At 59.8% G+C, this 23502-nt stretch carries 20 protein-coding genes; 12 read left to right on the top strand and 8 right to left on the bottom strand.

The features are described from left to right. Positions 1–70: 70 nt before the first annotated feature. Both ACSSVG_RS20030 and ACSSVG_RS20025 read left to right on the top strand, forming a co-directional pair. Entirely contained in the window at positions 71–847 is a 777-nt protein-coding gene (locus ACSSVG_RS20030; RefSeq protein ID WP_231338617.1) for an HIRAN domain-containing protein, read from the top strand. Between the two features lie 28 nt (positions 848–875). Further along, complete coding sequence (locus ACSSVG_RS20025) at positions 876–1991, top strand: DUF4238 domain-containing protein (RefSeq protein ID WP_492415964.1); 1116 nt, start codon at positions 876–878, stop codon at positions 1989–1991. A gap of 108 nt (positions 1992–2099) precedes the next feature. On the opposite strand, the gene ACSSVG_RS20020 is transcribed toward ACSSVG_RS20025, so the two are convergent. The 4 genes from ACSSVG_RS20020 to ACSSVG_RS20005 form a co-directional block, all read right to left on the bottom strand. Next, positions 2100–2798 carry a hypothetical protein gene (locus ACSSVG_RS20020; RefSeq protein ID WP_231338619.1) on the bottom strand — a complete coding sequence of 233 codons (699 nt, stop codon included), beginning with the start codon at positions 2796–2798 and terminating at the stop codon, positions 2100–2102. Beyond that, positions 2798–3907 carry a hypothetical protein gene (locus tag ACSSVG_RS20015; RefSeq protein ID WP_492415962.1) on the bottom strand — a complete coding sequence of 370 codons (1110 nt, stop codon included), beginning with the start codon at positions 3905–3907 and terminating at the stop codon, positions 2798–2800. The genes ACSSVG_RS20020 and ACSSVG_RS20015 overlap by 1 nt, the downstream gene beginning before the upstream one ends. Before the next feature lie 50 nt (positions 3908–3957). After that, entirely contained in the window at positions 3958–4188 is a 231-nt protein-coding gene (locus ACSSVG_RS20010) for a helix-turn-helix domain-containing protein (RefSeq protein WP_231338621.1), read from the bottom strand. A 138-nt stretch (positions 4189–4326) separates the two neighbouring features. Beyond that, positions 4327–5097, bottom strand: coding sequence for an IclR family transcriptional regulator (locus tag ACSSVG_RS20005; protein ID WP_231338622.1), 771 nt, complete (start codon positions 5095–5097; stop codon positions 4327–4329). A 164-nt stretch (positions 5098–5261) separates the two neighbouring features. Between ACSSVG_RS20005 and ACSSVG_RS20000 the strand changes: the two genes are divergently transcribed. The 8 genes from ACSSVG_RS20000 to ACSSVG_RS19965 are packed head-to-tail and all read left to right on the top strand — an operon-like array spanning position 5262 to position 12057. Then, entirely contained in the window at positions 5262–6017 is a 756-nt protein-coding gene (locus ACSSVG_RS20000; protein WP_231338623.1) for an MIP/aquaporin family protein, read from the top strand. Then, positions 6014–7006 carry a dihydroxyacetone kinase subunit DhaK gene (dhaK, locus tag ACSSVG_RS19995; protein WP_231338624.1) on the top strand — a complete coding sequence of 331 codons (993 nt, stop codon included), beginning with the start codon at positions 6014–6016 and terminating at the stop codon, positions 7004–7006. The genes ACSSVG_RS20000 and dhaK overlap by 4 nt, the downstream gene beginning before the upstream one ends. 1 nt (position 7007) lies before the next feature. Next, positions 7008–7658 carry a dihydroxyacetone kinase subunit DhaL gene (gene dhaL, locus ACSSVG_RS19990; RefSeq protein WP_231338625.1) on the top strand — a complete coding sequence of 217 codons (651 nt, stop codon included), beginning with the start codon at positions 7008–7010 and terminating at the stop codon, positions 7656–7658. Continuing rightward, positions 7655–8368, top strand: coding sequence for an HPr family phosphocarrier protein (locus ACSSVG_RS19985; RefSeq protein ID WP_231338626.1), 714 nt, complete (start codon positions 7655–7657; stop codon positions 8366–8368). Before dhaL (ACSSVG_RS19990) ends, ACSSVG_RS19985 begins: the two co-directional genes overlap by 4 nt. A gap of 50 nt (positions 8369–8418) precedes the next feature. Beyond that, on the top strand, positions 8419–9426 hold the full coding sequence (locus tag ACSSVG_RS19980) for a dihydroxyacetone kinase subunit DhaK (RefSeq protein WP_231338627.1): 1008 nt from the start codon (positions 8419–8421) through the stop codon (positions 9424–9426). 26 nt (positions 9427–9452) lie between these two features. Continuing rightward, a complete protein-coding gene (dhaL, locus tag ACSSVG_RS19975) occupies positions 9453–10118 on the top strand; it encodes a dihydroxyacetone kinase subunit DhaL (RefSeq protein ID WP_231338628.1) in 666 nt (221 codons plus the stop codon). Between the two features lie 35 nt (positions 10119–10153). Continuing rightward, a complete protein-coding gene (glpX, locus tag ACSSVG_RS19970; protein ID WP_231338665.1) occupies positions 10154–11122 on the top strand; it encodes a class II fructose-bisphosphatase in 969 nt (322 codons plus the stop codon). Next, positions 11119–12057, top strand: coding sequence for an aldo/keto reductase (locus ACSSVG_RS19965; RefSeq protein WP_231338629.1), 939 nt, complete (start codon positions 11119–11121; stop codon positions 12055–12057). Before glpX ends, ACSSVG_RS19965 begins: the two co-directional genes overlap by 4 nt. 493 nt (positions 12058–12550) lie before the next feature. Here ACSSVG_RS19965 and ACSSVG_RS19960 read toward each other — a convergent pair whose 3' ends face one another. From ACSSVG_RS19960 to ACSSVG_RS19945, 4 genes are all read right to left on the bottom strand, one after another. Further along, complete coding sequence (locus ACSSVG_RS19960; RefSeq protein ID WP_231338630.1) at positions 12551–14203, bottom strand: hypothetical protein; 1653 nt, start codon at positions 14201–14203, stop codon at positions 12551–12553. A gap of 243 nt (positions 14204–14446) precedes the next feature. Continuing rightward, positions 14447–15973 (bottom strand): deoxyguanosinetriphosphate triphosphohydrolase family protein, encoded by a 1527-nt coding sequence (locus ACSSVG_RS19955; protein ID WP_231338631.1) that lies wholly within the window; start codon positions 15971–15973, stop codon positions 14447–14449. 11 nt (positions 15974–15984) lie between these two features. After that, a complete protein-coding gene (locus tag ACSSVG_RS19950; RefSeq protein WP_231338632.1) occupies positions 15985–16230 on the bottom strand; it encodes a hypothetical protein in 246 nt (81 codons plus the stop codon). A gap of 223 nt (positions 16231–16453) precedes the next feature. Beyond that, on the bottom strand, positions 16454–17677 hold the full coding sequence (locus ACSSVG_RS19945) for an ATP-binding protein (protein ID WP_492415956.1): 1224 nt from the start codon (positions 17675–17677) through the stop codon (positions 16454–16456). A gap of 269 nt (positions 17678–17946) precedes the next feature. Between ACSSVG_RS19945 and ACSSVG_RS19940 the strand changes: the two genes are divergently transcribed. Continuing rightward, complete coding sequence (locus ACSSVG_RS19940; RefSeq protein ID WP_492415954.1) at positions 17947–21552, top strand: NACHT domain-containing protein; 3606 nt, start codon at positions 17947–17949, stop codon at positions 21550–21552. A gap of 464 nt (positions 21553–22016) precedes the next feature. Continuing rightward, positions 22017–22670 (top strand): hypothetical protein, encoded by a 654-nt coding sequence (locus tag ACSSVG_RS19935; protein WP_231338635.1) that lies wholly within the window; start codon positions 22017–22019, stop codon positions 22668–22670. Positions 22671–23502: the final 832 nt, after the last annotated feature.

The raw sequence follows: 23502 nt of genomic DNA, 5'->3' as shown, positions 1-23502 counted from the left end.
AGGAGCGACGGTCACGCCGCCAATAGCGGAGATCAAGAAACCACGAACAACCGAACAGCCGGCTTTTCGTATGGTTCTGTCCTTCAACCCCTGCGTTGAAGTTGCCGGCACAACCACTTTCGCCCGTGAGGCAGTAGCGGCACTGGCTGACCGTGAAGCCTTCGGCACCGGTGGCTACTACGAGGGCGCGGCCCAGCTGCAGCGCGAACCGGAAAACCCCGCAGACCCGCAGGCAGTGGCCGTTCTGGTGGGCGGCGAGAGAGTCGGATACCTGCCCTCCTTTATTGCGCAGAAGATCGCGCTGCCTGAAGGCGTCAGCCACCCTGCACGGTACCAACTTCATGTTCAGCGCGAGCAGAAGCTGCTTGCGAAGGCCTACGTTTGGCTTGGCGAAGGCGAGCCGGAATGGGCTTACGCACCCGAGGACCCGCCAGCACTCACGGCCCACGACCGAACCAACAAAGCCCACACCGATGCTGCTGCGATGGTGCAGGAGGCGTTGGCGGAGGGCGGTGAACGCGCAGCCCAGTTCAAACGGGGCATGGTCGATGGAGTCCACTACCTGGAATTGGTTGAGCCGATCAAGCAACTGAAGCGTGAGGGCCGCAACGAAGAGGCACTCGTCCTTTGTTACAAAGCCATCCAGGCCGCTGAGGGCGACGCAGGACGGCGGGAACCGGCACCTTGGTACACGGAGCAGGCCGCAATCGTCCACCGAAAGCTCGGGCAGAAAAGCGAAGAAATCGCCGTCCTCAAAAGGTGGATGGACCGCTGCCCGAAGGCGCGCCGTGACGGAAGCCGCATCGGAGAACGACTTGCCAAGCTGGAGAAAGGATCTGAATCATAAGGAGCGGTGAAAGACATATTGTGGATCAATGACTCTCTTGACTTCCCCGGGTGAATGGCAGCTCCAGAAGGTCATCCCAAATCCTTGGGGCGCAATCCCGCTGACGGGCGGCGGCGACTTCCTGAACCAGCAAGCGAAGCAATATTACAAACGTCTCCATGACTCCGCCGAAGCATCAGACACGAAGGCCCGCCGCCACCATTATGTGCCGAAGACGCATTTGAAGCGCTGGTCCGCTGATGGGAAGCGGGTATGGACGTTAAACACCGAGACCGGGAGCGTTAAGCAACTGGGTGTCAACGACGTCTGCGTCACCGAGAATTTCTACCGGGTTGTCGGGATGGACGGCGAAGCCCACAACCGCGTGGAATTGATGTTCGGAGCCGTGGATGAAGAGGTCCGTCGGATCCAATACATTCTGCTCACACTCGATCAGGGAAGCGACCTCAGCTTCGAAGACTTCATGGCCGCCGGAGTCACGGCAGCTCTTCAACGGATGCGGACCTCTCAGAGCCGCCGGCTTATGCAACAGCAGGATCTGTGGTGGGGCGAGCAGCAGGCAGACGGGTTCACCAGCCCGATAACTGATCATGACCCACTGCGTCTGAACAACATCCACACCGAAATCTTGTTCCGCACCATGTGGAAGGCGGCTGACGTCATGACGACCCGTCAGCTGGAAATTTGGGTTGATCCGAAAGGACGTTTCATAACTTCCGACGCTCCGGTCCAGAATCCGTTCGTGGGCGGCGTGCGTCCTGGTTTGGACGAAGCCAGGACCATCTGGTGGCCAATCAGCCCATCCCGGGCTGTCGCCTGGAGCAATGAGCTCACCGGCGAAAAGGTCACGTTCAAACGGGCCACCACGTCGTTGACGGACAAAGTCCGGGCCATCATGCTTCAGGGGCGGGACCGATTCATCATCGCTACAGAGGACCAACTGCGGACATTGCCGGTAGGTAAAGGAATTCCACGGCGGGCACAGATGCGTCTGCGATGTTCTCAGCGCAAGCCCAACGGCGAGTACGTCGAACCGCCAGGTTGTGTGGTGGAGACCAAGGAATGCTACAGCAACGGCCCGGACGTTCTGTTGTGCGACAGCGGCCTTCACCGCCATGTTCCGACGCTAGCCGAACACCGCTAACAGCGACTGTGTCCCCTAAGCCCGCGAGAAAATGCCGGCTCTGCCACAGACGGCCAGCGGTCCCGGACGCTGTGCGTTCAGAGCAATTCCGTCAAGCAATCTGGGCTTTTAGCGAAGACCTCTCCGACGACTTCTCGAGGTGCGCAGGCGCTTCAGTGATCTGGCAAAACGCCACCAATCTCTCATGGGGCGCGGCCGCAACAGCCCCAGGTCGGGGATGGGTTTATAGTAGTCGCGACTGTGGGGACCGAAAGGGACCGGTATTGCCTCACGGTACGTATAAGAGTCGTAAGGCTCCCGGCCAGGGGACCCGTGACGCACGAAAAAGATCGCTGAGCCGTCGAACTCGTCACCGTTGGGTGAAATGTCTTCAATCCACCGCCACGGAATGTGCCCGCAGCGAAGCACCGGCGGAGCGGCGGTTGGAGACTTTTTCAACGTCCGCCTTCCAGAGTCGTCGTAGAAGCTTTCAACGACTCCGGCGATGACCACCACTCCCGCGTGGTCAACGTCAATCATCTCCGGTCCTGTGTACATCCACCCCCGCCACGTCAACTCATTGCTTCCGTCGTATCCGCGCTTGTAACGGTCAACGTTCATGACGATGATTTTGCTGTTGAGCCCTTCCACCCTGATGGGCCCAAGCACGCCCCAAGCTTTTCCCTCCAGCTCCGTTATGCGTTCACGCTGTTGCCGGAAAGACAGACGCCGACCCAAGTGGAAGATCGCAACTGTAACCACGAGGGAAGCCACACCTACGGCCAACGAGACCAGGTCCGCCCATGAAACGTCGTTGGTTAACGACATCAAACAACACCGTTCATCGCGGGGTCGGCAACAAGACGCTTGCACACGAAAACTCTGGATTTGTTGCTCATCACACGCTCGTCCCCCGATATGTCGTCGTAGATTTCATTGACCCCTTCAGCTTTCCCTACCGCTTTGCAGTGAGTGCCGTCCAGCTCCGTTTGCATCAGGTAGGTCAGGTCGCACGCGCATCGCGCCACAAAGGCGTAGAACCTTCCTCGATTCGCCTCGCGGAGCAGGGTTACCGGGTAGTGGAGGACATGCTTTCCGCATACCGCCGGGACTTGAACCCGGTCCCCAACAATGATGCTCCGGGCCACGTTGGTTGCCGGGGTCCAAGGATGAAGTTCAAGATGCTTCAAGGCTGGGCTCAACATTTTTCCATCGGCGAACTGGAGAAATCCCGTTCTGTCACAAGGCTGTCCTGCGGGCCAGGTAAGGTTTCCGCGGGAGGGCCACACCTGTGGCATCCCGAGATCGCTCTTGACGGGAAAATCCCTATCCGGTGCGGTTACTCTCAGGGCCTGCAGGATGAGGTGACCGAGCACGATGGTCATGACATATCCATGGGGAAAGTCGGGTTCCGGAAACGCAGACATGCGCATCGTGACCGGAGTAACCCGCACGGCCCAAAATCCATCCGTTCCTACATAACGCCCAACCCAGAAACGGCTCGCATCCAAAGGCCGCATCTGATCCCGGCGCGCATACAACTCGGAGTACTCGGACGACGGCAGGCCGTACCCTTCGTCACGTTGTTGGTCACTGGAGATAAGCATCGCAGTGAGGGCTGTCTTGTGGATCCACATGGCAATCGCGGGTTGGTCTTCGAAGTCGATGGTTCCTGGTTCACCAAGGATCAAGGGTGTCAGAACCCTTTGGGCGGTGCCCTCCAGGTCGCTCATCCAGCCGTTGTTGCACGATGCACAGAAATTCTTTACGGTCTGGCGGTATGGGGGTTGACGGCCCATGTCGCGCGGGAGTCCGTTCAGTGGGCCTGCTTTGTGCTGTACGGGGCTTAGGTCAAGGCCGATTTTACTGACCCATTGGCCGAAGACGTGTTCGCGGGTCATTTGCTGCGTGGAGCCGCAGAAAGCGCAGGAAGGCATGTGTTGATTATGCGGGCGTCGGGGACAGTGGACGGAATTAGCGCACTCTCTCAGTCCGGGAGGTCACCCACCGCGATGTGCTCAGCGGTGCGCTTGTACGCTTCGGCGATGTACTCTTCGACGTCGTTGGCTCCGATGCGCCACACGTTCCTCCCGCCGACCTGGAGCCCGCGCAACTCACCTGTCTTCAGCAGTGCCCGCACCTGGGATACGGAGACGTTCAGTTCTTCGGCGACCTGTTCAATGGTCAGGAACCTGTGTTTCTTCTTCTCATCCGACACCGCTCCATCCTAGAGGGGGCCCGGGCATCTCCCCGTGATTACCTACCTGCGTGATTACCTACCTGCGTGATTACCTACCTGCCGGTAATTCGTGCAGAGCCGGACGAAAGACATACTTCGTTCGTCAGTTGAGGCAGCCTACCGATTGCCTTGGGATGACCGGCCTGGTGCGCCGAGTTCGCGGGAGATGGTCCGGGCAGCGTCCCGCAGTTGACGGACGGTCGCTTCATCTGCTGGCCACTCACTTGTCGGGAGTACGACGGAGAGCGCTGCGACCACTGCCCCGCTTTCACCGTAGACGGGAACCGCCACGGACGCTTCACCGATGACAGCTTCTTCATATTCGAAGGCGGTTCCGGTTTTTCGTACTTCCGAGAGCTGCTCGTGAAGCTGTGCCGGATCAGTCAACGTATCACCGGTCAGCTCTACCAGTGGCTTATTGAGGACTTCCTTTTCAAGTTCAGAGCTGTAGGCAAGCAACACTTTGCCCAAAGCCGAGGCATGGGCGGGCAGATTGAGCCCCGTTTCTGGCATCTGTTCGGTGCCATCGGGGCGCCGGTCATGATGAATGATGAGGACCTCGTCCAAAACAGTCACCCCCAACCTTGTCGCGCAACCGGTCCGCCACGACAGCTCGTGCATCCAACGCATTGAACGCGCCCGGACATCAAGCGTGTCGAGGTAAACGCTGGAAAGTTTGAGTAGTGCAGGCCCGAGCACGTAGCGGTTGCCTGATATTTCCTGGGCGACCAAGCCGTGTTCCTGAAGTGACTTCACGAGGCCATGGACCGTCGATGGCGGAAGGCTCAGTGCCGAAGCCAGCTCCGAGATGCCCAGACGGCGGGCGCCCTGGAGGAGTCCGAGGATCTTGGCTGCGCGGTCAATCGACTGGATCACAGGTCTCAGCACCCACTTTCATATCATCCGTTGCCTACACGTTCAACAAGCAAATTTAGCCCCTTGACAGGCTCGAAGCCCAACCGGCATGATTCGATAATAGCAAATGGCATTCGATAATGTCGAATGCTTGCTTCGCCTCACTTCACCCCACTTGTTCAAAGGAGAACTTCGTAATGGACGAAAACCGCACCTGGCAAAAGCTGGCCGCTGAATTCCTGGGCACAGCGTTCCTCGTGTTCGTGGGCGTCGGATCCGTACCTGCCCTCGCTATGGCGCGAGGGACCGAACCGTTCACCGGTTCGGAACTCGGATTCATCTCGCTCTCCTTCGGAGCCGTTGTCATCGGCACCGTGTACGTGTTCGGTTACATTTCCGGAAACCACATCAACCCCGCGGTGACTGTCGCCCTCGCCGCCACCGGGAAGTTCCCATGGCGGGACGTCCCCGGCTATCTGGCCGCACAGGTGCTTGGCGCCGTCGCAGGTTCCCTCGCGATCATCGCAGTCCTTGGTCAGAAAGCCAGCGAGCTTGGTCTGGGCGTTGCGGCCTACGGCGACATCCCCGTATGGCAGGCATTTTCGGCCGAATTCATCGGTACGTTCCTTCTGGTCTTCACCGTTTTCGGCGTCATCCACCGCAAGGCCGCACCAGGATTCGCCGGTATTGTCATCGGCTTCATCGTCTTCGCCGCGATCATTCCCGTCGCACCGGCCACCGGCGCTTCCATCAACCCGGCCAGAACCACCGGACCGATGCTCATCCAACAGCTGATGGGCGGCACCGTTGCCTGGGAGCAGTGGCCGGTCTACGTCATTGCTGAACTGGCCGCCGGTATCGCCGCAGGCCTGCTGTTCGGGGTTATCTCCCGCACCCAGGCCGACCGCACCACCCTCACCGAAGCGCTGACCGAAGAGGAGTCCCGCGCATGAAGAAATTGATCAACTCACCGCAAACGTTGCTGGCTGACGCACTGCGTGGCGTCGCCGCAGCACATACCGATCTCGCCGTTGATTTCGCGAACAGGATCGTTTTCAGCACCGCACCCCGGGAAGGACGCGTCGCACTGGTTTCCGGCGGCGGTTCCGGACACGAACCCCTCCACAGCGGTTTCGTCGGCGCCGGAATGTTGGATGCGGCCTGTGCCGGTGAAATCTTCACCTCTCCAACTCCCGACCAGATCCTTGCAGCTGCAAGCGGAGTGGACTCTGGCTCCGGCGTCCTCTTTGTTGTCAAGAACTACACAGGGGACCTGCTCAACTTCGAGATGGCGGCCGAACTCGCCCGTGAACAGGGCATCGAAATTGCCACGGTCATCGTTGCCGACGACGTCGCAGTCGAAGACTCAACCTGGACCGCCGGGCGCCGCGGCGTCGGCACCACGTTGATCCTGGAAAAGGTCGCCGGCGCTGCAGCAGCTCAAGGCTGGCCGCTGGAAAAAGTACAGGTCCTAGCCGAACGGGTCGCCCACGCAGGGCGCTCCATGGGGGCAGCACTGACAAGCTGCACGGTGCCGGCCGTCGGCAGGCCCAGCTTCGATCTTCCCGAAGGGGAAATGGAACTTGGTGTGGGCATCCACGGCGAACCTGGACGTAAACGCGTGCCCGTCATGTCCGCTGCCGAACTAGCCGAAGAACTGGTCGAATCGATCACCACCGACTACGCCTTCACCGGTAAACCCGTCATCGCGTTGCTGACCGGCCTCGGCGGAACCCCGCTGATCGAGCTGTACGGCATGTTCGCCGAAGTGGCCGACCGGCTCAAGGAACGCAACATCACGCTCGCACGATCACTGGTCGGAGACTACGTCACCAGCCTGGACATGGCCGGCTGCTCCTTGACTCTCGTTGAAGCCGATGAGGAAATCCTTCACCTCTGGGACGCACCCGTCGACACCCCTGCCTTGCGCTGGAAGGCCTGACATGACCGAAGCACTCACCGTCGAAGCCCTTCATGCCTGGCTGCAGCGCTTCGCCGCGGACATCACTTCCCAAGCGGACTGGCTCACCGAACTGGATTCAGCCATCGGGGACGCTGACCACGGCACCAACATGGTCCGCGGCACCGCCGCTGTCATCGACAAACTCGACGCCGTCACCCCCGCCACCGTGCAGGAACTGCTCAAAACCGTCGGCATGACACTCGTTTCCACCGTCGGCGGGGCCAGCGGCTCCCTCTACGGCACCTTCTTCCTCGAAATGGGCCGCAACAGCCCTGCAACACGGCAGTTGAAAGCCACAGAGTTCGAAGAAGCTGTCCGCGCCGGCGTGGACGGGGTCATCGCCCGGGGCCACGCCGGGATCGGCGACAAAACCATGATCGATGCCCTTGAACCCGCCACGACGGTTTTGTCGAAATCACTGGCGAGCGGTACTGACCTGCGCGGCTCCATCGCCACCGCCTCAGCCGCGGCGTCCAAAGGCAGGGACTCCACCAAGCCCCTTGTCGCCCGGAAAGGTAGGGCTTCGTACCTGGGTGAGCGCAGCGCCGGGCACATCGATCCCGGAGCCGCATCCGCAGCGATCCTGGTCGCAGCCTTGGCCGCCAGCGTCGAGGAAGGACCTACCCGATGATCGGTATCGTCCTCGTCTCACACAGTGAAGCACTGGCTCATGCTGCCAGGGACCTCGCCCTGCAAATGGTCCATGAGACCCGACCAGCGATCCGGATCGCCGCGGGAGCGGCAGGAGGCTTCGGCACCGACGCGACTGCCATCGCATCGGCGATCGATGAGCTGACCGACACAGACGGTGTTCTGGTCATCACCGACCTGGGGTCTGCTGTTCTCAGCTCATCCCTGGCCCTGGACCTGCGCGAAAGCACCCACCCCGTCATCATCAGTGACGGACCATTCGTGGAGGCGACAACAGCGGCTGTCGTTGGCGCCGCCGCGGGCGCCACCCTGAAGGTCATCGCTGTGGACGCCAGCAACGCCCTCGATGCGAAAAAGTCACAACCCGGCACCGGGCCAACAGACATGCCACCGGCGTCTGCTCTAAACGATCACGAAGCCAGTGCCGAGGAACGCCTCGTCAATCCCATGGGTCTGCACGCGCGGCCTGCAGCACTGCTGGTCAAGACCGCCGGCGAGTTCAGTGCCGAGATCGAACTGACCAACACCACGGCCGGGCGCGGACCAGTGGACGCTTCCAGTGTCATCGGGATCCTGTCCCTCGCCGCGAGCAAGAACGACCAGATCCGCATCGATGCCAACGGCCCCGACGCACCACAGGCGGTCAACGCGGTCAAACAACTCGTCCTCCAAGGATTCGGCGAGCTCTAACACCTCTCGTCCGACTTACATCAACCCACCATAAGAACCGGAGTAAACCCATGCCCACAACCGTGCGCCGCCACATCGTCAACAACCCCCACCACGTCATCGACGAAGCCCTCGACGGATTTGCCCTCACCTATCCCGAACTGGTGACGTTCAACAACGAAAACAACCTCATCTCCCGCAAAAACCTGACACCCGGAAAAGTCGGGCTGGTCTCCGGCGGCGGCTCCGGGCACGAACCTCTCCACGCCGGATTCGTTGGCAGTGGCATGCTCGATGTAGCCGTCTGCGGTGCTGTCTTCGCCAGCCCCACCGCCGATCAGGTCCACGCCGGCACCCAGCTGGCCAACACCGGCGCCGGGGTAGTACAGATCGTGAAGAACTACACCGGAGACGTCCTGAACTTCCAGATCGCCGCCGCCTTGGCAGACGAGGACGGCTTTGCCGTGGAACAGGTCCTGGTCGACGACGACCTCGCCTCCGATAACGGCAGCGACGGCCCCGGACGCCGGGGAACCGCGGCAGTGGTCACCGTCGAAAAGGTCTGCGGCGCCCTGGCCGAACGCGGCGCCGACGCCGGCACCATCGCGGCCCTTGGCCGCGGTGTGGTAGCCCGCTCCCGCAGCCTCGCCATCGCCTTGGACGCCGGCGCCCACCCGGGAGAATCTGCAGCAGCCTTCGAACTCGAACCCCACGAAGTTGAATTCGGTGTTGGAATCCACGGCGAACGCGGCACCGGGCGAATCCCGTACGCACCGGCCGACGACCTGGTCGAACAACTCGTCTCCCCCCTTGCGGCCAGCCTTGACCTCAAACGCGGACAGTCGGTCATCGCGATTGTCAATGGCCTCGGGGGTGCCTACCCGTTGGAACTGTCCATCGCCGCCCGCCACGTCCACAACCTCCTGAACAGCCGCGGCATCACTGTTGCCCGCTCGCTGGCAGGAACCTACGTGTCGTCCCTGAACATGCATGGCCTGTCGGTCACTCTAACGGTGGCCGACGAGGAACTGCTCAGCCTCTGGGACGACACCGTCCGCACCCCTGCCCTTACCTGGTAAACGAAACAACAACTAAAGGAAATACCATGAACAACCTCATCGACGGCGCCGCTGCACTGACGTGGATCACCTCATTCAGCGAACGGTTCGGCTCAACCCAGGCCTACCTGACTGAGTTGGACCGGCTCGCCGGTGATGGCGATTTCGGCACGAACATCGCCTCCGCCTTGGAACGCACCCATGCGGGCCTGCCCGCCGCTGCCGAAGCCACTTGCATCAGTGTCTTCCAGGCCGCCAGCCGCGGCTTCATGGCCACCGGCGGCACCAGCGGCCCGTTGTTCGGTATGTGGTTCCGTGACATCGCCAAAAGCACGAAGAATGATGCCGCAGCTGTCCATGAAATCGCCCAAGGCATCGCCTCAGGCCTGGCCACCATCCAGAAGCTCGGTGGAGCCAAAGTCGGCGACAACACCATGATCGACGCACTGGAACCGGCGTCCGTGGCGCTCACCGCAGCAGCAGAACGTGGCAGCACGTTGGCGGAAGCCCTTCTCGAGGCGGCGCTGGCGGCCCGCGCAGGCGCCGAATCGACCACTGACCTCATCGCCGCCCGTGGCAGGGCAACCTACGTGGGAGAGCTCGCCCGCGGCGTCCTGGACCCGGGTGCGGTGACCATCGCTCTGTTCTTCGAAGCGGGTGCCGACGCCGCCGGAAACTCCCGGGTGTGGCAGCCCCTGGGTGCATCCGCGTAGTGAGTGCCTCAACGACGCGCCTCAAGCCAGAACCGGTGGTGCCCGGAGGCGCGGGCAACGATCTGCTGGACCGCTACGTTGCGCTCGAGCTTGTACACGCCACCGAAGCTGCAGCGATCAGCGCCCAACGATGGATCGGCGGCGGGGACAAGAACTCCGCGGATGCAGCCGCTGTGGATGCCATGCGGGAGTATCTGTCCACCGTCGACATCGCGGGAAGGGTCGTGATCGGGGAAGGAGAGAAAGACGCCGCCCCCATGCTCTTTAACGGTGAACTCGTCGGCACCGGCCGGGGGCCGGCGTTGGACATCGCCGTGGACCCCATCGACGGGACCACCCTGACAGCGGCCGGCAGGCCCAATGCCCTGTGCGTGATCGCTGTTTCCGGGAGGGACACTATGCTGGACGCCTCCGCGACGTTCTATATGGACAAGATCGTCACCGACGCGGCCGGGCGCGGAGTGGTCCACATGGACAACACCGTCGCGGCCAATGTACAAGCCCTGGCTAACGCGAAAGGGAAACCGGTCAACCAGATCCAGGTCGCCGTCCTGGATCGACCCCGGCACAAGGCCCTGATCGATGAGATCAGGTCATCCGGTGCCATCACACTGCTCATCCCCGACGGCGACGTCGCAGCCGGCATCAACGCCGCCCGCGAGGGCTCCGCAGTCGACATGGCCCTCGGGGTCGGTGGCAGCCCCGAAGGAGTGCTGACGGCCTGCGCTGTGAAAGCCCTCGGAGGTTACATGCAGGTCCGGCTTCACCGACCAGATCCGCTGGACGGGGAAGCCGCCGGGCTATCACGCATCTGGGAGGCAGAGGATCTCGTGCAAGGACCGAACGCGTTGTTCATCGCTACGGGCCTGACCGATGGTGACCTGCTGCGGGGTGTGCAACGAAGAGGCGACCGGGTCCGCACGGAAAGCCTGATCCTCAGCAGCGGAACCCGGACCATGCGCAGAGTGCAGTCCGACCACACAACCGGCAGGCCCTCTACATGACAGGGAGAAAACACGGGCATATCGGGTTGGGTTTGGCGGCCATCGGTCGTCCCGCCTACATCACCGCAGGACGTGACAATGACCTGGGCGATTCAGCCGAACGTACGCCAGCGCACCTGCGCAACCGGGCCCATCAGCTGCTCGATGCCGCATGGGATGCCGGGGTAAGGTACTTCGACGCTGCCCGCTCCTACGGGTACGCCGAAGAGTTTCTCGGATCCTGGCTGGCCGGATACCCAGGGCGGCGTCCGGATCTTGTCATCGGTTCCAAGTGGGGGTACGAGTACGTCGGCAACTGGACGATGGACGCGGACGTGCATGAACGCAAAGAGCACTCCCCTGCCATGTTCGAACGCCAGTGGCCCCAAACTGTTCAGGCGCTGGGCACCCCACCGGATTTGTACTTGATCCATTCGGTAACCCCGGACAGCCCTGCACTTTCGGACACTCGTCTGCTCGAACAGCTCAGACAATTGAGCCATGCCGGGGTACGGGTTGGAATTTCCACCAGCGGTCCAGCTCAAGGCGAAGTGATCGATCGGGCCCGCTCACTGCCAGGCTCACCCTTTCAGGTCGTCCAGGCCACGTGGAACGTGTTGGAGCAATCAGCGGCACCGGCACTGGCGAGAGCCCACGAGGCGGGGTGGTTCGTGGTGGTCAAAGAAGCACTGGCCAATGGACGGCTCACCGATGGTGGTCCCGTCGAGTCTGTGAATGATCTGGCTTGCTGGGACGGGCAAACGACGGACGCGTTCGCGCTCGGTGCCGCTTTGGCGCAGCCGTGGGCCGACGTCGTCCTTAGCGGCGCGGTTACCCCCGCCCAACTGTCGGCGAACTTGGCCGCCCGAACTCCAACGGACGATCGGGAACTCGCCCCGTTGGCCGTGGACCCAAACCGCTACTGGTCTGAGCGGGCAGTTCAGGCCTGGCAATAAGTCCGTCAGCCCGGGTTTGCTCGATCAAAGCAACCCCGGGCTGACCGCACCATAGATATGACCGGGTCCGCAGCACCGCTTCGTGGGTGATGAACGATTCTATTGAGTCCCTAAAACGGGTCACGTTTGTTCCACGATCATTCGCGAACGCGGAATACGAAAACGTGAGTTACGCCCAGGATCCCGGAACCTGGGCACGCTCCTGCCCGGCGAAAGGCCACCAAAACCTTCACCTATATAGCGTCACCCCAGCCGATGTCGCTCACCGCGGTGAACTCTGCAGCGCCGTGGGAGCCTGACTACGAACCGGGCAGACCGAGGCTTGGTGGGATGAATGTGACGCTGCGGGGCTACTGCACACCCCTTGTTTGCAAACTTTAAGGGTGCCTCATGCCCCCGGTGTCGCAGCGTCCGAGAAGTCGCTGTGTAAAGCCCTGCTTACTTCGCGAGCCATACCGGCAGGCCTGGAATTCACATAGGACCGCCGCTGCAGCTATATCTCGGCGACTTCTTTGCCACCGTCCACAGTGGCAAGCTCAAACCACCGTCGCAACATCAGTGTAGATCTCCGGTGGAGGTCCCTGACCAGTTCCTTCTTCGACATCCCTGCGAGTTTGCTTGCGATGAACTTGTCGTAGTCCGAGCCCTTCGTATGGGCGGCCACCCGTGAACGGAGCTCCTGTATTTCTCTGAGCAACGAAAGGTCCTCATCGCCTTGGTCGTAGCCGACCTTCTCGAAGAAGCGTTGAAGCTTTCCCAGGCTTCTTTCGTTCTCGGGTCCCTTACCAACAACCTTGCCAATCCCTTTGTCGTTCAGGAAATCAACAAGAAGTTTCGCCAGGATCATCAGCTGGTCTTCGAACTCGGTCTGGGTTTCATTGAGGGGAACATGCAACCTATCCAAGATCCCTTCGTCGATCTTGTGAGGATTCCGATGGAGCTGCCATCCATGGACCTGGAGCCACCGGGACTGAAGGTCCTTGTAAGCCCGTTTCAATTGATGGTCAGGCTGCTCCGCGTCGGCCCACTGTCCCAAAAACGAACGACGGACATATGTGCCGCTCATTTCCCCTGAAGGCGCCACGTTGAATGCTCGCCAGTACTGACGCTCGGACTCCGGAAGGTCCCCGCCCAAATCCCCTAGGAAGACGGCCACGTGATCGCCGTGGTCGTTGTCCAGCCTCAGGTGCCAGCGGCCTTTGCAGGATACGGAACCTTCCGTAACCGTGTACAGCTCGGGGTTGTTGTAGTACTTCTGCAAAACTTCGCTACGGAAGAAGACAGGCGTGAGGTAGTTGGGTGCGTCAGGGTTCTTCCCAAAATAGTCGCCCAGTTTATCTATTTCACAGGTGAACTTGATGGTCCGACCGACTTCATCTTCCCCGATGATGAAGTCCTCGTATGTCTCGTCCCGAGCCTCGTACTGCCACAAGTTACAGTGTTCGATCGGTGCCGGACCAAGGTACTTTTTGGCCCGGAAGAGTGCGGCCGGGTAATCGAGGCGGAGGCTTACATGGTTGAGCCCGGCAGAATCGGCGTTCTTCCATTTTGTGTTGAATTGCTCGAAGTTACCATCCTGGCTCAGGGCAGGGAAATGAGTGATCGTTTCGGTGTAGAGCCACAAGTCGAGCTGTTTGAGGGCTCGGAAGCGAGCGAGGAAGGAAGTCCTGATACGGACATTTCGTCCCGACACCTCGACAACGACTGTCTCAGTGCCATCCTTTTCAACACTGACGAAGTTTCCTGAAGCCTTGTCTTCGAACAAGTCGAAGACCAGCCGGAACTCCTGGTTCAGGATTACCTCGGCCTCACGGGTGCCTGCTCTGTCGGTGACGATGACAAGCGGTTCCCAGCCGTCGTCGTTGCCGAATTTTAAGTATGACGTTTGACGCGTCTCGCCGAAGGATGTGATGATTCCGGGTCGACCCCAGCCAATAAGGACATCCCAGCCCTCTTCGTCCAGGAATTCGGCTCTTAACGCCGGAGGAGCAAGTACAGAGTAGGCGACTGTCGAGACCGGCCTGGTGGCCACTCCCTCACCGGCGTAGACCACGGTCCATGGCTCTGTGCCGGCCCGCATGAAGTCGTCCATCAGCTTTTCGCCACGCAGCGCCTGCAGCTCCGAAGTGCTGAAAACGTCAGTCAAAGTCCTCATCCTCGCTTCACGAGTCCGTCATCTTGTCCAAAGTCACTGACACCAAGGAAAACTCCGGAGCTTTTGTCCGCGAACCTGAACAAAGCGGGCAGAGCGGGAACAGAATCTTCGCAACAGCCTCAACCTCGAACGCGAAAATCCGTGCAACGTCGGGTCCAGCCCCACGTCGCCTTCTACGCGTAGCAGATGCTTAGAGTAGGCAGGTTACGGATTTCACAGCCATGCCATGTCGGATCAGCGCGCAAGAGCCAATCCGGGGACTTCAACGCCCCTTATCCAACTCGACCGTGCATAGCATTCCTGATCTGACAGACTGCAGATATAGTCGGCGATGGCCCGGAAGTGGTCCGGCGAAAGAGTACCCGGCACCTTACCAGACGCGCCGGGAGAGGCATCTTTCAAATAGTCTGCCAGTGGCTGCGGCAACTCAGCAAACATGGGCTCTGACCCCACCCATTCACAGAGGCCCTCAAACAACTCTGTGAGCACCTTCCGCTGCGCACGCTGGATGAGGCCGATCTTTGGGGTGTCGACGACATACCGCCGGGTGATCGTTTTCAAGCACTGCATCATATGCCATGCATGCGGCTCCAGGTAGACGCTGGGCCCGCCCTTCCACTGTGGATCGGCACTGACCCGGACGGCCCCGAAGAACTCCTCGATGGTCACGCCCATCTTCGACTGTATCCGGCTGGCCTGCAGCCGGCTGCCACTGTGCCGACTGGCAAGGCCGCCAGTCTCAAGCATGTCCTCAGTCCTCGTGAGTTTGGCGACGTAGCGGTCTTTATTGAAGTACTCGGGGTAGTCCTCATTCAGCTTGAGGGCAGCCTGCACAAACGGGTTCCGGTCCGCGCGGTCTATGTCTTTCAGCTGAGTCTCGCCCAGTTTCTTGTGGGCTCGTCTGAGATCAGCGCGCACCTCGTCAAAGTCGATGGCATCTTCCTGGTGGAAATCTTCCAGGTCGTGGATGGCGTATGTAATATCGTCTGCCAAGTCCATGATTGATGCTTCCAGCGATTGCCGATCGCCGCGGACATCGGAGGCCGTATGCTTCATGACCCGTTCAAATTCGTTCTTGTCCGAGACATAGGCGCCAAACTTGGGTGGTACCGATGCTGCCTTAAGTTCATCGCTGCCCTTGAGCATCTGTTCGGGTGGACACATGAACGGATACTTCAAGATTGCGGCTAACGTGACCGCCGTAAGATTCAATCCGGTTCCCAAGGCGTCAATGCGCCGCGAGTCCAAGCGTGTGACAATACGAAACGACTGGGCGTTACCTTCGAAGCCATCCGCGACGCCTTTGCGTCTTAAGAGCTCGTTGAGAACAACTTCTCCGACATGCCCGAAGGGCGGATGCCCGAGATCGTGCGCCAACCCCGCTGCTTCGGTTGCGGACACGTCCAAGCCGCCGAAGCCTTTGATGACCTTGGCGAGATCTGCATCCACCGCCGCCTGTCGGGTTATCTGCTCGGCGATTTCGCGTGAGACCAAGCCAACTTTCTGCGAATGCGATTCACGGGAATGAAGTCGCGGAGTGCCGAGGTCCGGTGATACGACCTGTGTAACCCCAGAAAGGCGCCGCAGAAAACCCGAATAATTTATCCGGCCACGGTCCTTTTCGGTCTCCGTGCGCAAGTCGTGCTCGCCCGGGCTACCGGCAAGACGTCGATTATGGCGACTTGTTTTTTGGTTCTCCACGACCAGAGACCCGTCGGGCAATTTTTCCAGTTCTTCACCCAATGGGTCCCCAATCGTCATGGCGAAGTAGCTTAAGCGATGGCCGTAAGGAAGCCGGCGCTGTCCGCCATGCTGAACCTGTGGGTGGCTTCCCCATAGACCACGCCGTAATCGACTTCATCAACCGTCGTCTTAAGCTTTTCTGCAGCTTGTTCCCGAGACGCCTTGAGCGACATCGTCCCGCCTTCGGCCACGAGCAGGTCCGAAATCGTATCGGACATCAACTTCATGCGCTTGACCTGCTCATCAGCAGCCAGGTCTTCCAACCTTTCGGTCATTGCTCTCCTCAGTACGCCGGCGGCGCGGCTACCTCCGCTAGGTCGCGAATGATGCGTCTGCACGCCGAGTGGTGAATGCTATGCAGTAATCATAGTCACCATCGGCAGTATCCCTGAGACCGCTGCGGCGTTTCGCGGCCGCCTCTGCGAACGTGGATACAGGGACGAGGTTGTGAGAATACTGCCGGCTCCAACCCCGGCCCGCGGCACGGAAGACGGCATTTCAAAACATGCCTTGGTCAACCGCTCCCTCTGTGGTTCGTTTGATGAACTCACTCAGCAACGGCACAGCAAAGGAGTACTTGCCGAAACGGTTCTTGTAGATCAACCCCTGATCACTGAGGCTGCCCAGTATCTGGTTGACGTGGCTGGGCGTGAAGCCTTTATGCAGAACTGCCTTGGATGCTTCCACCAACTCTTGGATCGTGAACTCATCGTCACCGCGGTTGAGCGAAGTGGCGGCAAAGAGGAGTTGACGCTGCCTGTCAGTTACCTTCGCCCACCGCCCCGCGAAGAAGTCGGCGTCCAATTTCCGCTGGATGGCGTCCACCGGCACGGGCTGCATCTCGCCGCGCGCCGCATGTTGAATGATGACGTCAAATACTTCCCTGCACATGAACTGGATGAAGTAGGGGTATCCCCCGGACTCCCGGATCAACGTTTGCACGGACGCCTCGTCAAACAGCACAGGGCAGTCCGCGACGTCCAAAGGCTTCAGTATCGCCTCTTTACTTTCGTCTTTGCTGAGCCGGCCAAGCGACAGAACACGAAACATCCGCTCTGCGTAGGTTCTGGATTCGACCAGTTTAGGAAAGAGCGTCGGCAGCCCAGTCAGCAGGAGCAGGAAGGGTATCCCTTCCCGCTGCACCGATTGGAAGGCGTCCAACAGCACTGAGAGGGGAAACTCATTTCTGGCAGAGTTGTCCGCCAGGTTTTGTGCTTCATCGTAGGCAAAGACCACCTTGGGCGTCCCGATGGAGGCCAGACACTCATGGGCAAACCGAAGAACGGCCTTAACCTTGTCAAGAGGGAGACCCGGGGTGTTCTCGTAGAGTTTCATCAGTATCTGATAGGTCACGGGCACTCGTACGCGGGAAGGTGCCTTCGCACTGAACCCCGTGGGAACGTCCACGCCCTGCTCCACCGACACCGAAGAGGTTGCCACTGCCAGATCCGTGATGAGTCTGGTAGCCATGGTGGCCTCGGTAACACTGGCAGATTCCGATAGATCAGTGCCGACCCACACCCACCCCGAAGCAATGGCACGAGGACGGAATGTCTCCATGAGTACTGTTTTACCGACGCCCCTAAGCCCTGTCAGGATCAGATTGTCCACGACCCTGTCCTGCTCCAATAGGCGTTGGAAGTCGCGATACTCGCTCTCTCGGCCGGCCAAATGGGGCGGCATGTGTCCAGCTCCAGGGCGGTACGGGTTGGCGAAAGTCATGGCCTGCATGGTTTCTCTTTCATACGCGTTTAGTCCTACGGCTAAATTTAGTCGGAAGGCTAATTGTGGGTCAATTCTCCTGACGATGAGCACCGAGATCGCCCGACCGAGCCCCCGTCGAGGCGCGTCCCCGTCGGCTGCTCGCGCAATGAGGGAAACTGCTCACCTCACGAAAACGCCGCTTTGATTCGTTCGCCTATATTTGGATGAGCCCCTCACGCGTGCGATTATTGGCCACTGTCGGCGGGTATAGCTGTAAGGGGTCCGCATTGGTGAATCAGGGTGCGATCGGAGGAGCCGCGGGAGAAAGCGGCTCCAACCATCGGAGCATAGCTGCGGCACTCATCGCCGCCTGCGGGCTGAACGGCAAGAGCGTTCCCTGGCTGGGACCGGATGCATGGCCTGAAAGAATCTCACTGGAAACGGACAATGAGGTCGACGACATTGAAGTCGTACTCAGCGATGGCAATACGATCCACATACAAGCTAAGAACTCATGTGGTCTGGGTAAAGAGTACAAAAAGTCCGTCGCGCAGTGGGTGGCCGCGGAGTTCAACGGCACGGCAGCGGCGGTAGACAGGTTCATTCTTCTGGTGGCCACGGCCTCCGGGTCACTCACGAAGCTCGGTAAAGCGCTGGAACACCAGCGGGCCAACACATCGCTCTCGTCGGGTGAAAACACGGCGATCGAAGATGCGATCCGCCTTTTGACCGAGCACCACCACCTAGGCAAATCCACTGCGCAATCATTGCTGGGAAAAGTACACATAGTCATTCTCGACACCTCCCCCCAGGGACAGGCAGTCCAACTTGGGAGTGCCTTATTGGACTCTTCAGTTGTGGCCCCGGGAAGTGGAAACGCCGCCTTTGCAATCCTGGAAAGCTCATTTCACGATCAGAGCCGCCAGCGTGCGGGTAGCGACATTGCCGGTTGGCGAGCCGTCCTTCGTCACGCACACATACCTGTCCTTGCCGACCCTATGGGCGCTCTCGCCGCCCGCCAACAGGCACAGGACGACGAACTAGCCATATTTCGGTGCGATCTCGCTGCCCAAAAAGACTTGGTCCACTTCCCATCCACTGAAATCCATCTAGAAGCCTTCACAAGACCTGAATGTTCACAGGCACTGAGGGTACGACTGAATCGACCGGCTAAGTCCGAGGAACCCAGGAGCAAATCCCGCGACGAGTTCTCCCTGCTAGATGTGACCCGGAGACAAGGCCGATACCTTCTGGTGGGCGGGCCAGGGACTGGGAAGTCGTTTTCGCTGACCCAGATCGCAGCAAACTTCGCGGCAAATGAAGCCGCACCTCTCCCGTTGCCCTTCCGCCTTCGTGAACTCGCCAAAGCCATGGAGGTCCGTTCCACGGTTCAATGGGGTCTGCGAGACTTGGCCCAATTCCTTGCCAGTGGGAATCAAGTTCTGGAAAGCGCCTTTCTTGCGGCCATGACGGAGGGCTTCGTCATTTACCTGTTTGACGGCCTGGACGAGGTCTCCACTCACCGTTCCTTGGTGGCGGGTTGGCTCAACAAGTTCCTGAGGGGGCTCCAGGGCCACACGGACTTGGTTGTCTCGAGCCGCTACCCGGCGGCGGCAGATAGCGGCATCCGTCTGCCCCACGTCGAACTTCTACCGCCTAAAGATCTGTCGTCCTTGGATGATGACCTCCTCGTCAGGTTCTCTGAGACGGTAAAAAAGAAGACGGACCGCGCCGAATGGTTGCAAATCCGACGCGCCTTCGTCGGGTCATCCCGGCGTCAAGATGGTGATCTTTGGGCAGTGCCGTTGCTGGCGATGCTGATGATTTCGGTTCTTGTCGCCCACGGACCCGCAAGTGTCCCACGCTCCCGCTCCGGGTTGCTCCGGGCCGCACTGGACTCCAGCGTTAAACGTTGGGAGATGGCGCGAATAGACAGCATCGCTCCGGGCCTGGCGCTTGATTATCAGGCTCATATCGTCTTAGACACTTTTGCTGACATTGCGGGGGTTGTGGCTGGCGACGGGGAATGGACGACGGCGCTGGAGGCCGTAGAACGTCGTCTCCAAAAGGCATGGAACATCCCTGGCCCAGCCACTTACGACTATGCAAGAGCCATCCTGAGCTTTTGGGACACTACTGCGGCAGTCTTCGTCACTTCCACAGAAGAAGGACTGCTACGTGCACGTTCCAGGCTCTTCGCAGAAATCGGCGTTGCCATGCTTCTCGCCCGTGACATCGATGTCATGAAGGCCTGGGTGCTTGCCAACAAGTCCGATCCGGAGTCTTTCGTAACGGTGCGCCTACTGTGTGGGCTCAAAGCTGAAGCAATGGAATGGATCGCCACCATCGCGGCCGACGGCGAGGTGGAGTTCTTGGATGTCGTACTCGACGCAGTTGATGAAGGGGCCAAACTCAGCGACGCAACTTTTGCCCGGGTGCTGGATGCGCAAACGCAAAGGCTTCCATTCATGCCCCGCGGCACGGATTCTAACAATGATTCGTCCGGAATCGACGCCCTGAAATTTCTAAGCGGCCCCGAGGATTCTGCCTATCGGTTGGCTGTCAGGCTCGCTGGCTTGCCCCTGTCCAGCAAGCAGAAGCAGCAGCTGCGCGATTTTGCGGACTTCCAGTTGGAGAACCGGCAAAAGGCCGTCCTCTTGGCTCTGCTGGCAATAGGCAACTCTCAAAACACTCAGACGGAGGAACCCTGGCAGCTTATCGAAGCAGCGCTGCCTCCCGTACCGGATAAGGCCTGGTCTGACGGCTACGTAACGGCCTGGCAGGACATCGATGTCTCGGGTATAGAGGTGGTTGCCGAACACGCTGCGGAGATCATTGACCCATCCCAAAGCCGGCTGGCGTCCCGAGTGCTTGCTGGCTCCTTGATCGGCCCGACCGAAAGTTTCGACCATGTCCGGAAACTGCTCAGGGCAAAGGGATTTCATGACGAAGTCGCGTTCCACGACAGCGGTCTGGAAGGGGACTTTCTTGCTGCCTTCCCTGAGTCATTCAGCAAAACCTCGCAGCCCGACGAATTGATGAGAGATGCCCTAGGGGAGCCTGAAGCGTGCTCAGCCGCTGACCTCTGGCATTTGGATGCTGCATCGGCTGCTTACACTTTGCTTCGCATCAACGATTTGCCGTTCGGACAGCTCTACTGGGCGGCGGAGAAGCATCACGCGCTGGCGTGCCAAACAATCCGAAGGCTTGTAGACGACTCCTCCCTCCCCACAGGCCAAGTCGCAGCCCAGATAAGGGCGGTGCTTGCGGTAGGGCCCGATGAGGGACTAAGGCTTACCGTCCCATCGCCAAGAACACCAAAAGCCACACTGTCCCCTTCTGCCGGGTGGGAAGACGACGCCCTGTCAGCTTGGCGGTCGCGAAACAATTGGCTTGGCCGTTTGGCCTTCACCTTGTTTCTGGCCGCTACGGAGGTCTCAGATTCAGCCATTAAAGAGCTGGAGCATCTTGTGGCGGCGGTAACGCCCCAGGCAAAGAAGGAACTCGGCATCGTTACCGAATGGCATCGCCCCGGCATGAAGTGGGTCGATGAAGACGCGCTATGCCGAAGCGGGGCCAGACGGGTTCAAACCATTCGTGCTTGGGAGAAGAAGGACTATCCAACGTTGATACAGAACTTCCAGGACAGTGATCTTGAAATCAGGAATGAATCTCTCCCGGTCCCTGAGTGGCCGAAGGAACTGATCGACCAACTTCCGACCGTCATCCAGGAAGCAACGTCCTGGACATGCTGGCAGTGCGGACAGCCCATGGCTCTTACTGATGATGTTTGTACGCAGAGCCATCCCCGGCCCAAGGATAAAGTGGCCGCACGGCTGGCACAACTGGGCAACCGGGATTCCTCCGCGAAGAAAGGCGAGATTCAGCGGTAACCGGGCGGACTGCCCAGCACGGGACCACCTCCAAGCATTCGCGACCCGCCCGTACCGGAGTGCCCTGCTCCGGCACCCGGGGGCCTGGACATGCTCAGATGAGCTCGCCGTCGACAACCTGAGTAACGACCACCCGCCATACAGGAACTGTCCAGCCGTGCACTGTCCACTTCCCATGGCGCCACAAGCCGAACAAGCCTGTTCGCCACCACGGGAACCTGGTGAGCTCTGGTCGCTGTGCCACTTGCGGCCATCACGCATGACGAGATCACAGACGGAGCATCCAAATGTGGGTGCACGATAGTCGGCAAGGGACAATAGGCAACGTGACTCTCCTGGATCAGCAAACCAAAGCGCAAGCGTTCAAATCGACCCTCCAGCAGCACGCTGGCCTGCTACTGTCGAGCGCGCTCATTGTGCTTTGTGTTACTCGCATCTTGATGTTCTCGCGAGGAGACTCTTCCATGGCGCTGGCCATTCTGAGCGTCGGCCAGCAGTTCACAATTCTGACGTCAACTCTATTTACGGCCTTACCCATTGCAGCGGTGCTGGCATACTTTCTTCCCAGCATCAGTCGGTACCTGTCCCCGGAAACCAACCCTAAGAGGTCATGGAAGGTCGCCGGCACTCAAGGAGCCTTGTTAGCTCTCTGCGTGCCGCTGATCTTCATGGCAGTTCCCACGCTTTTCATTGTGGTAGCTTTCGCAGGGCTCATACTTTTCATTCTGATCTCATTGATCCAGCTTGTGCTGCGGAAGATGAACAAGGAACCGAAGAGACTCCCAAAGATACTCAGGAACCTCTTCTTGTGGGGAGTCACGCTGAGCGTACTAAGTATGGTCATTTTCATCACGTGGAGGCCTTGGGTTCCATCCGAGAAGATAGCCGTCAAAAGTGGAGCAGAAACCAGGACGGTTTACGGCTATGTCATCGGTACGCAAGGAAAGCAAACCATGGTTGTAAATATGAAACAGACTGACATCACATGGATCGGAGAAGATGACTTGGGAGAACGGACGATTTGCACGGCACCTACTGGTCTGCGGGAGTGGTACTGGCAGCCACCTTTCGCATTTTTCGCCACGGAGAAGGCAGCGCGTCAGGAGTGCGGGGTCTAAATTCCAGGAAACACGGGTGCTGTACACCGGTGCATGGCCGCCGGGCGCCGCGGCCATGCCTTGGTCCGGCTAGGACATTCCCCCAGTCCTTCAAGATCTTCCACGCTTTCTCGGCAAGGTAGCCAACAGAAGTCAGCAGGTAAGCCCAGTCCTTGGGAGTCCACTTTGCCAACCCGGGTCTGGGTTTGGAATGTCTGCCCATCGCACACCTCGTTTCCGAGGCCAACCGACCAGAAACACGGCCACTTGGTTGTTGCCCGTCGGCGAACAGCCTGCGTACCATGAAGCCAGCAGCGGACCTCTATCTACTGCTCTTTGGCCGGGCACCCCTTCCCTTGTCGCCAAACTTGTTGGGGGTGCTCGGCCCGGTAAGAATCACGCTAAACCTGCGCACATTCATTTCCGCAATCACCTGTCGGCAAGTCGCATGTCCGGATCGTTAAATTCCTCGGAACCGCGAGTAGTCACCTGCGCCGGTCACCTCAGCAGCTCATGCAGGATGAGGGCCAGGAGGGTGCGGGCCAGGCACACCATGCCATCCGGTCGTCATGAATTCAATGTCAACGAGCTGTGGCAGCTGCAGGCGCAGCGGCGGCGCGCTTCCGCTTCAAGGCGCCGCACCGTGACTTCTTCCCAGCCCTGCCCCAGGACGGGTTCCCCTGACTCCCTGGCCAAATCGAGCGCTGATGTCGGGGTCGCTCGGTTGAGTCTCGCATCCAGGGTGACCCGGAGCTTCGCGGCGGCACGCTCGACACGGCGCCACCCGTTCGCTTCGGCAGCAAGCTCGGCACGGGATATTGCCTGAGGGGCTTTGCGGCCGCAGAGACAAAGG

The sequence above is a fragment of the Paenarthrobacter sp. E2MeOHC11 genome (assembly GCF_058744955.1).
The sequence above is the reverse complement of the archived record's forward strand: the minus strand, read 5'-3'. Positions and strand labels throughout refer to the sequence as shown.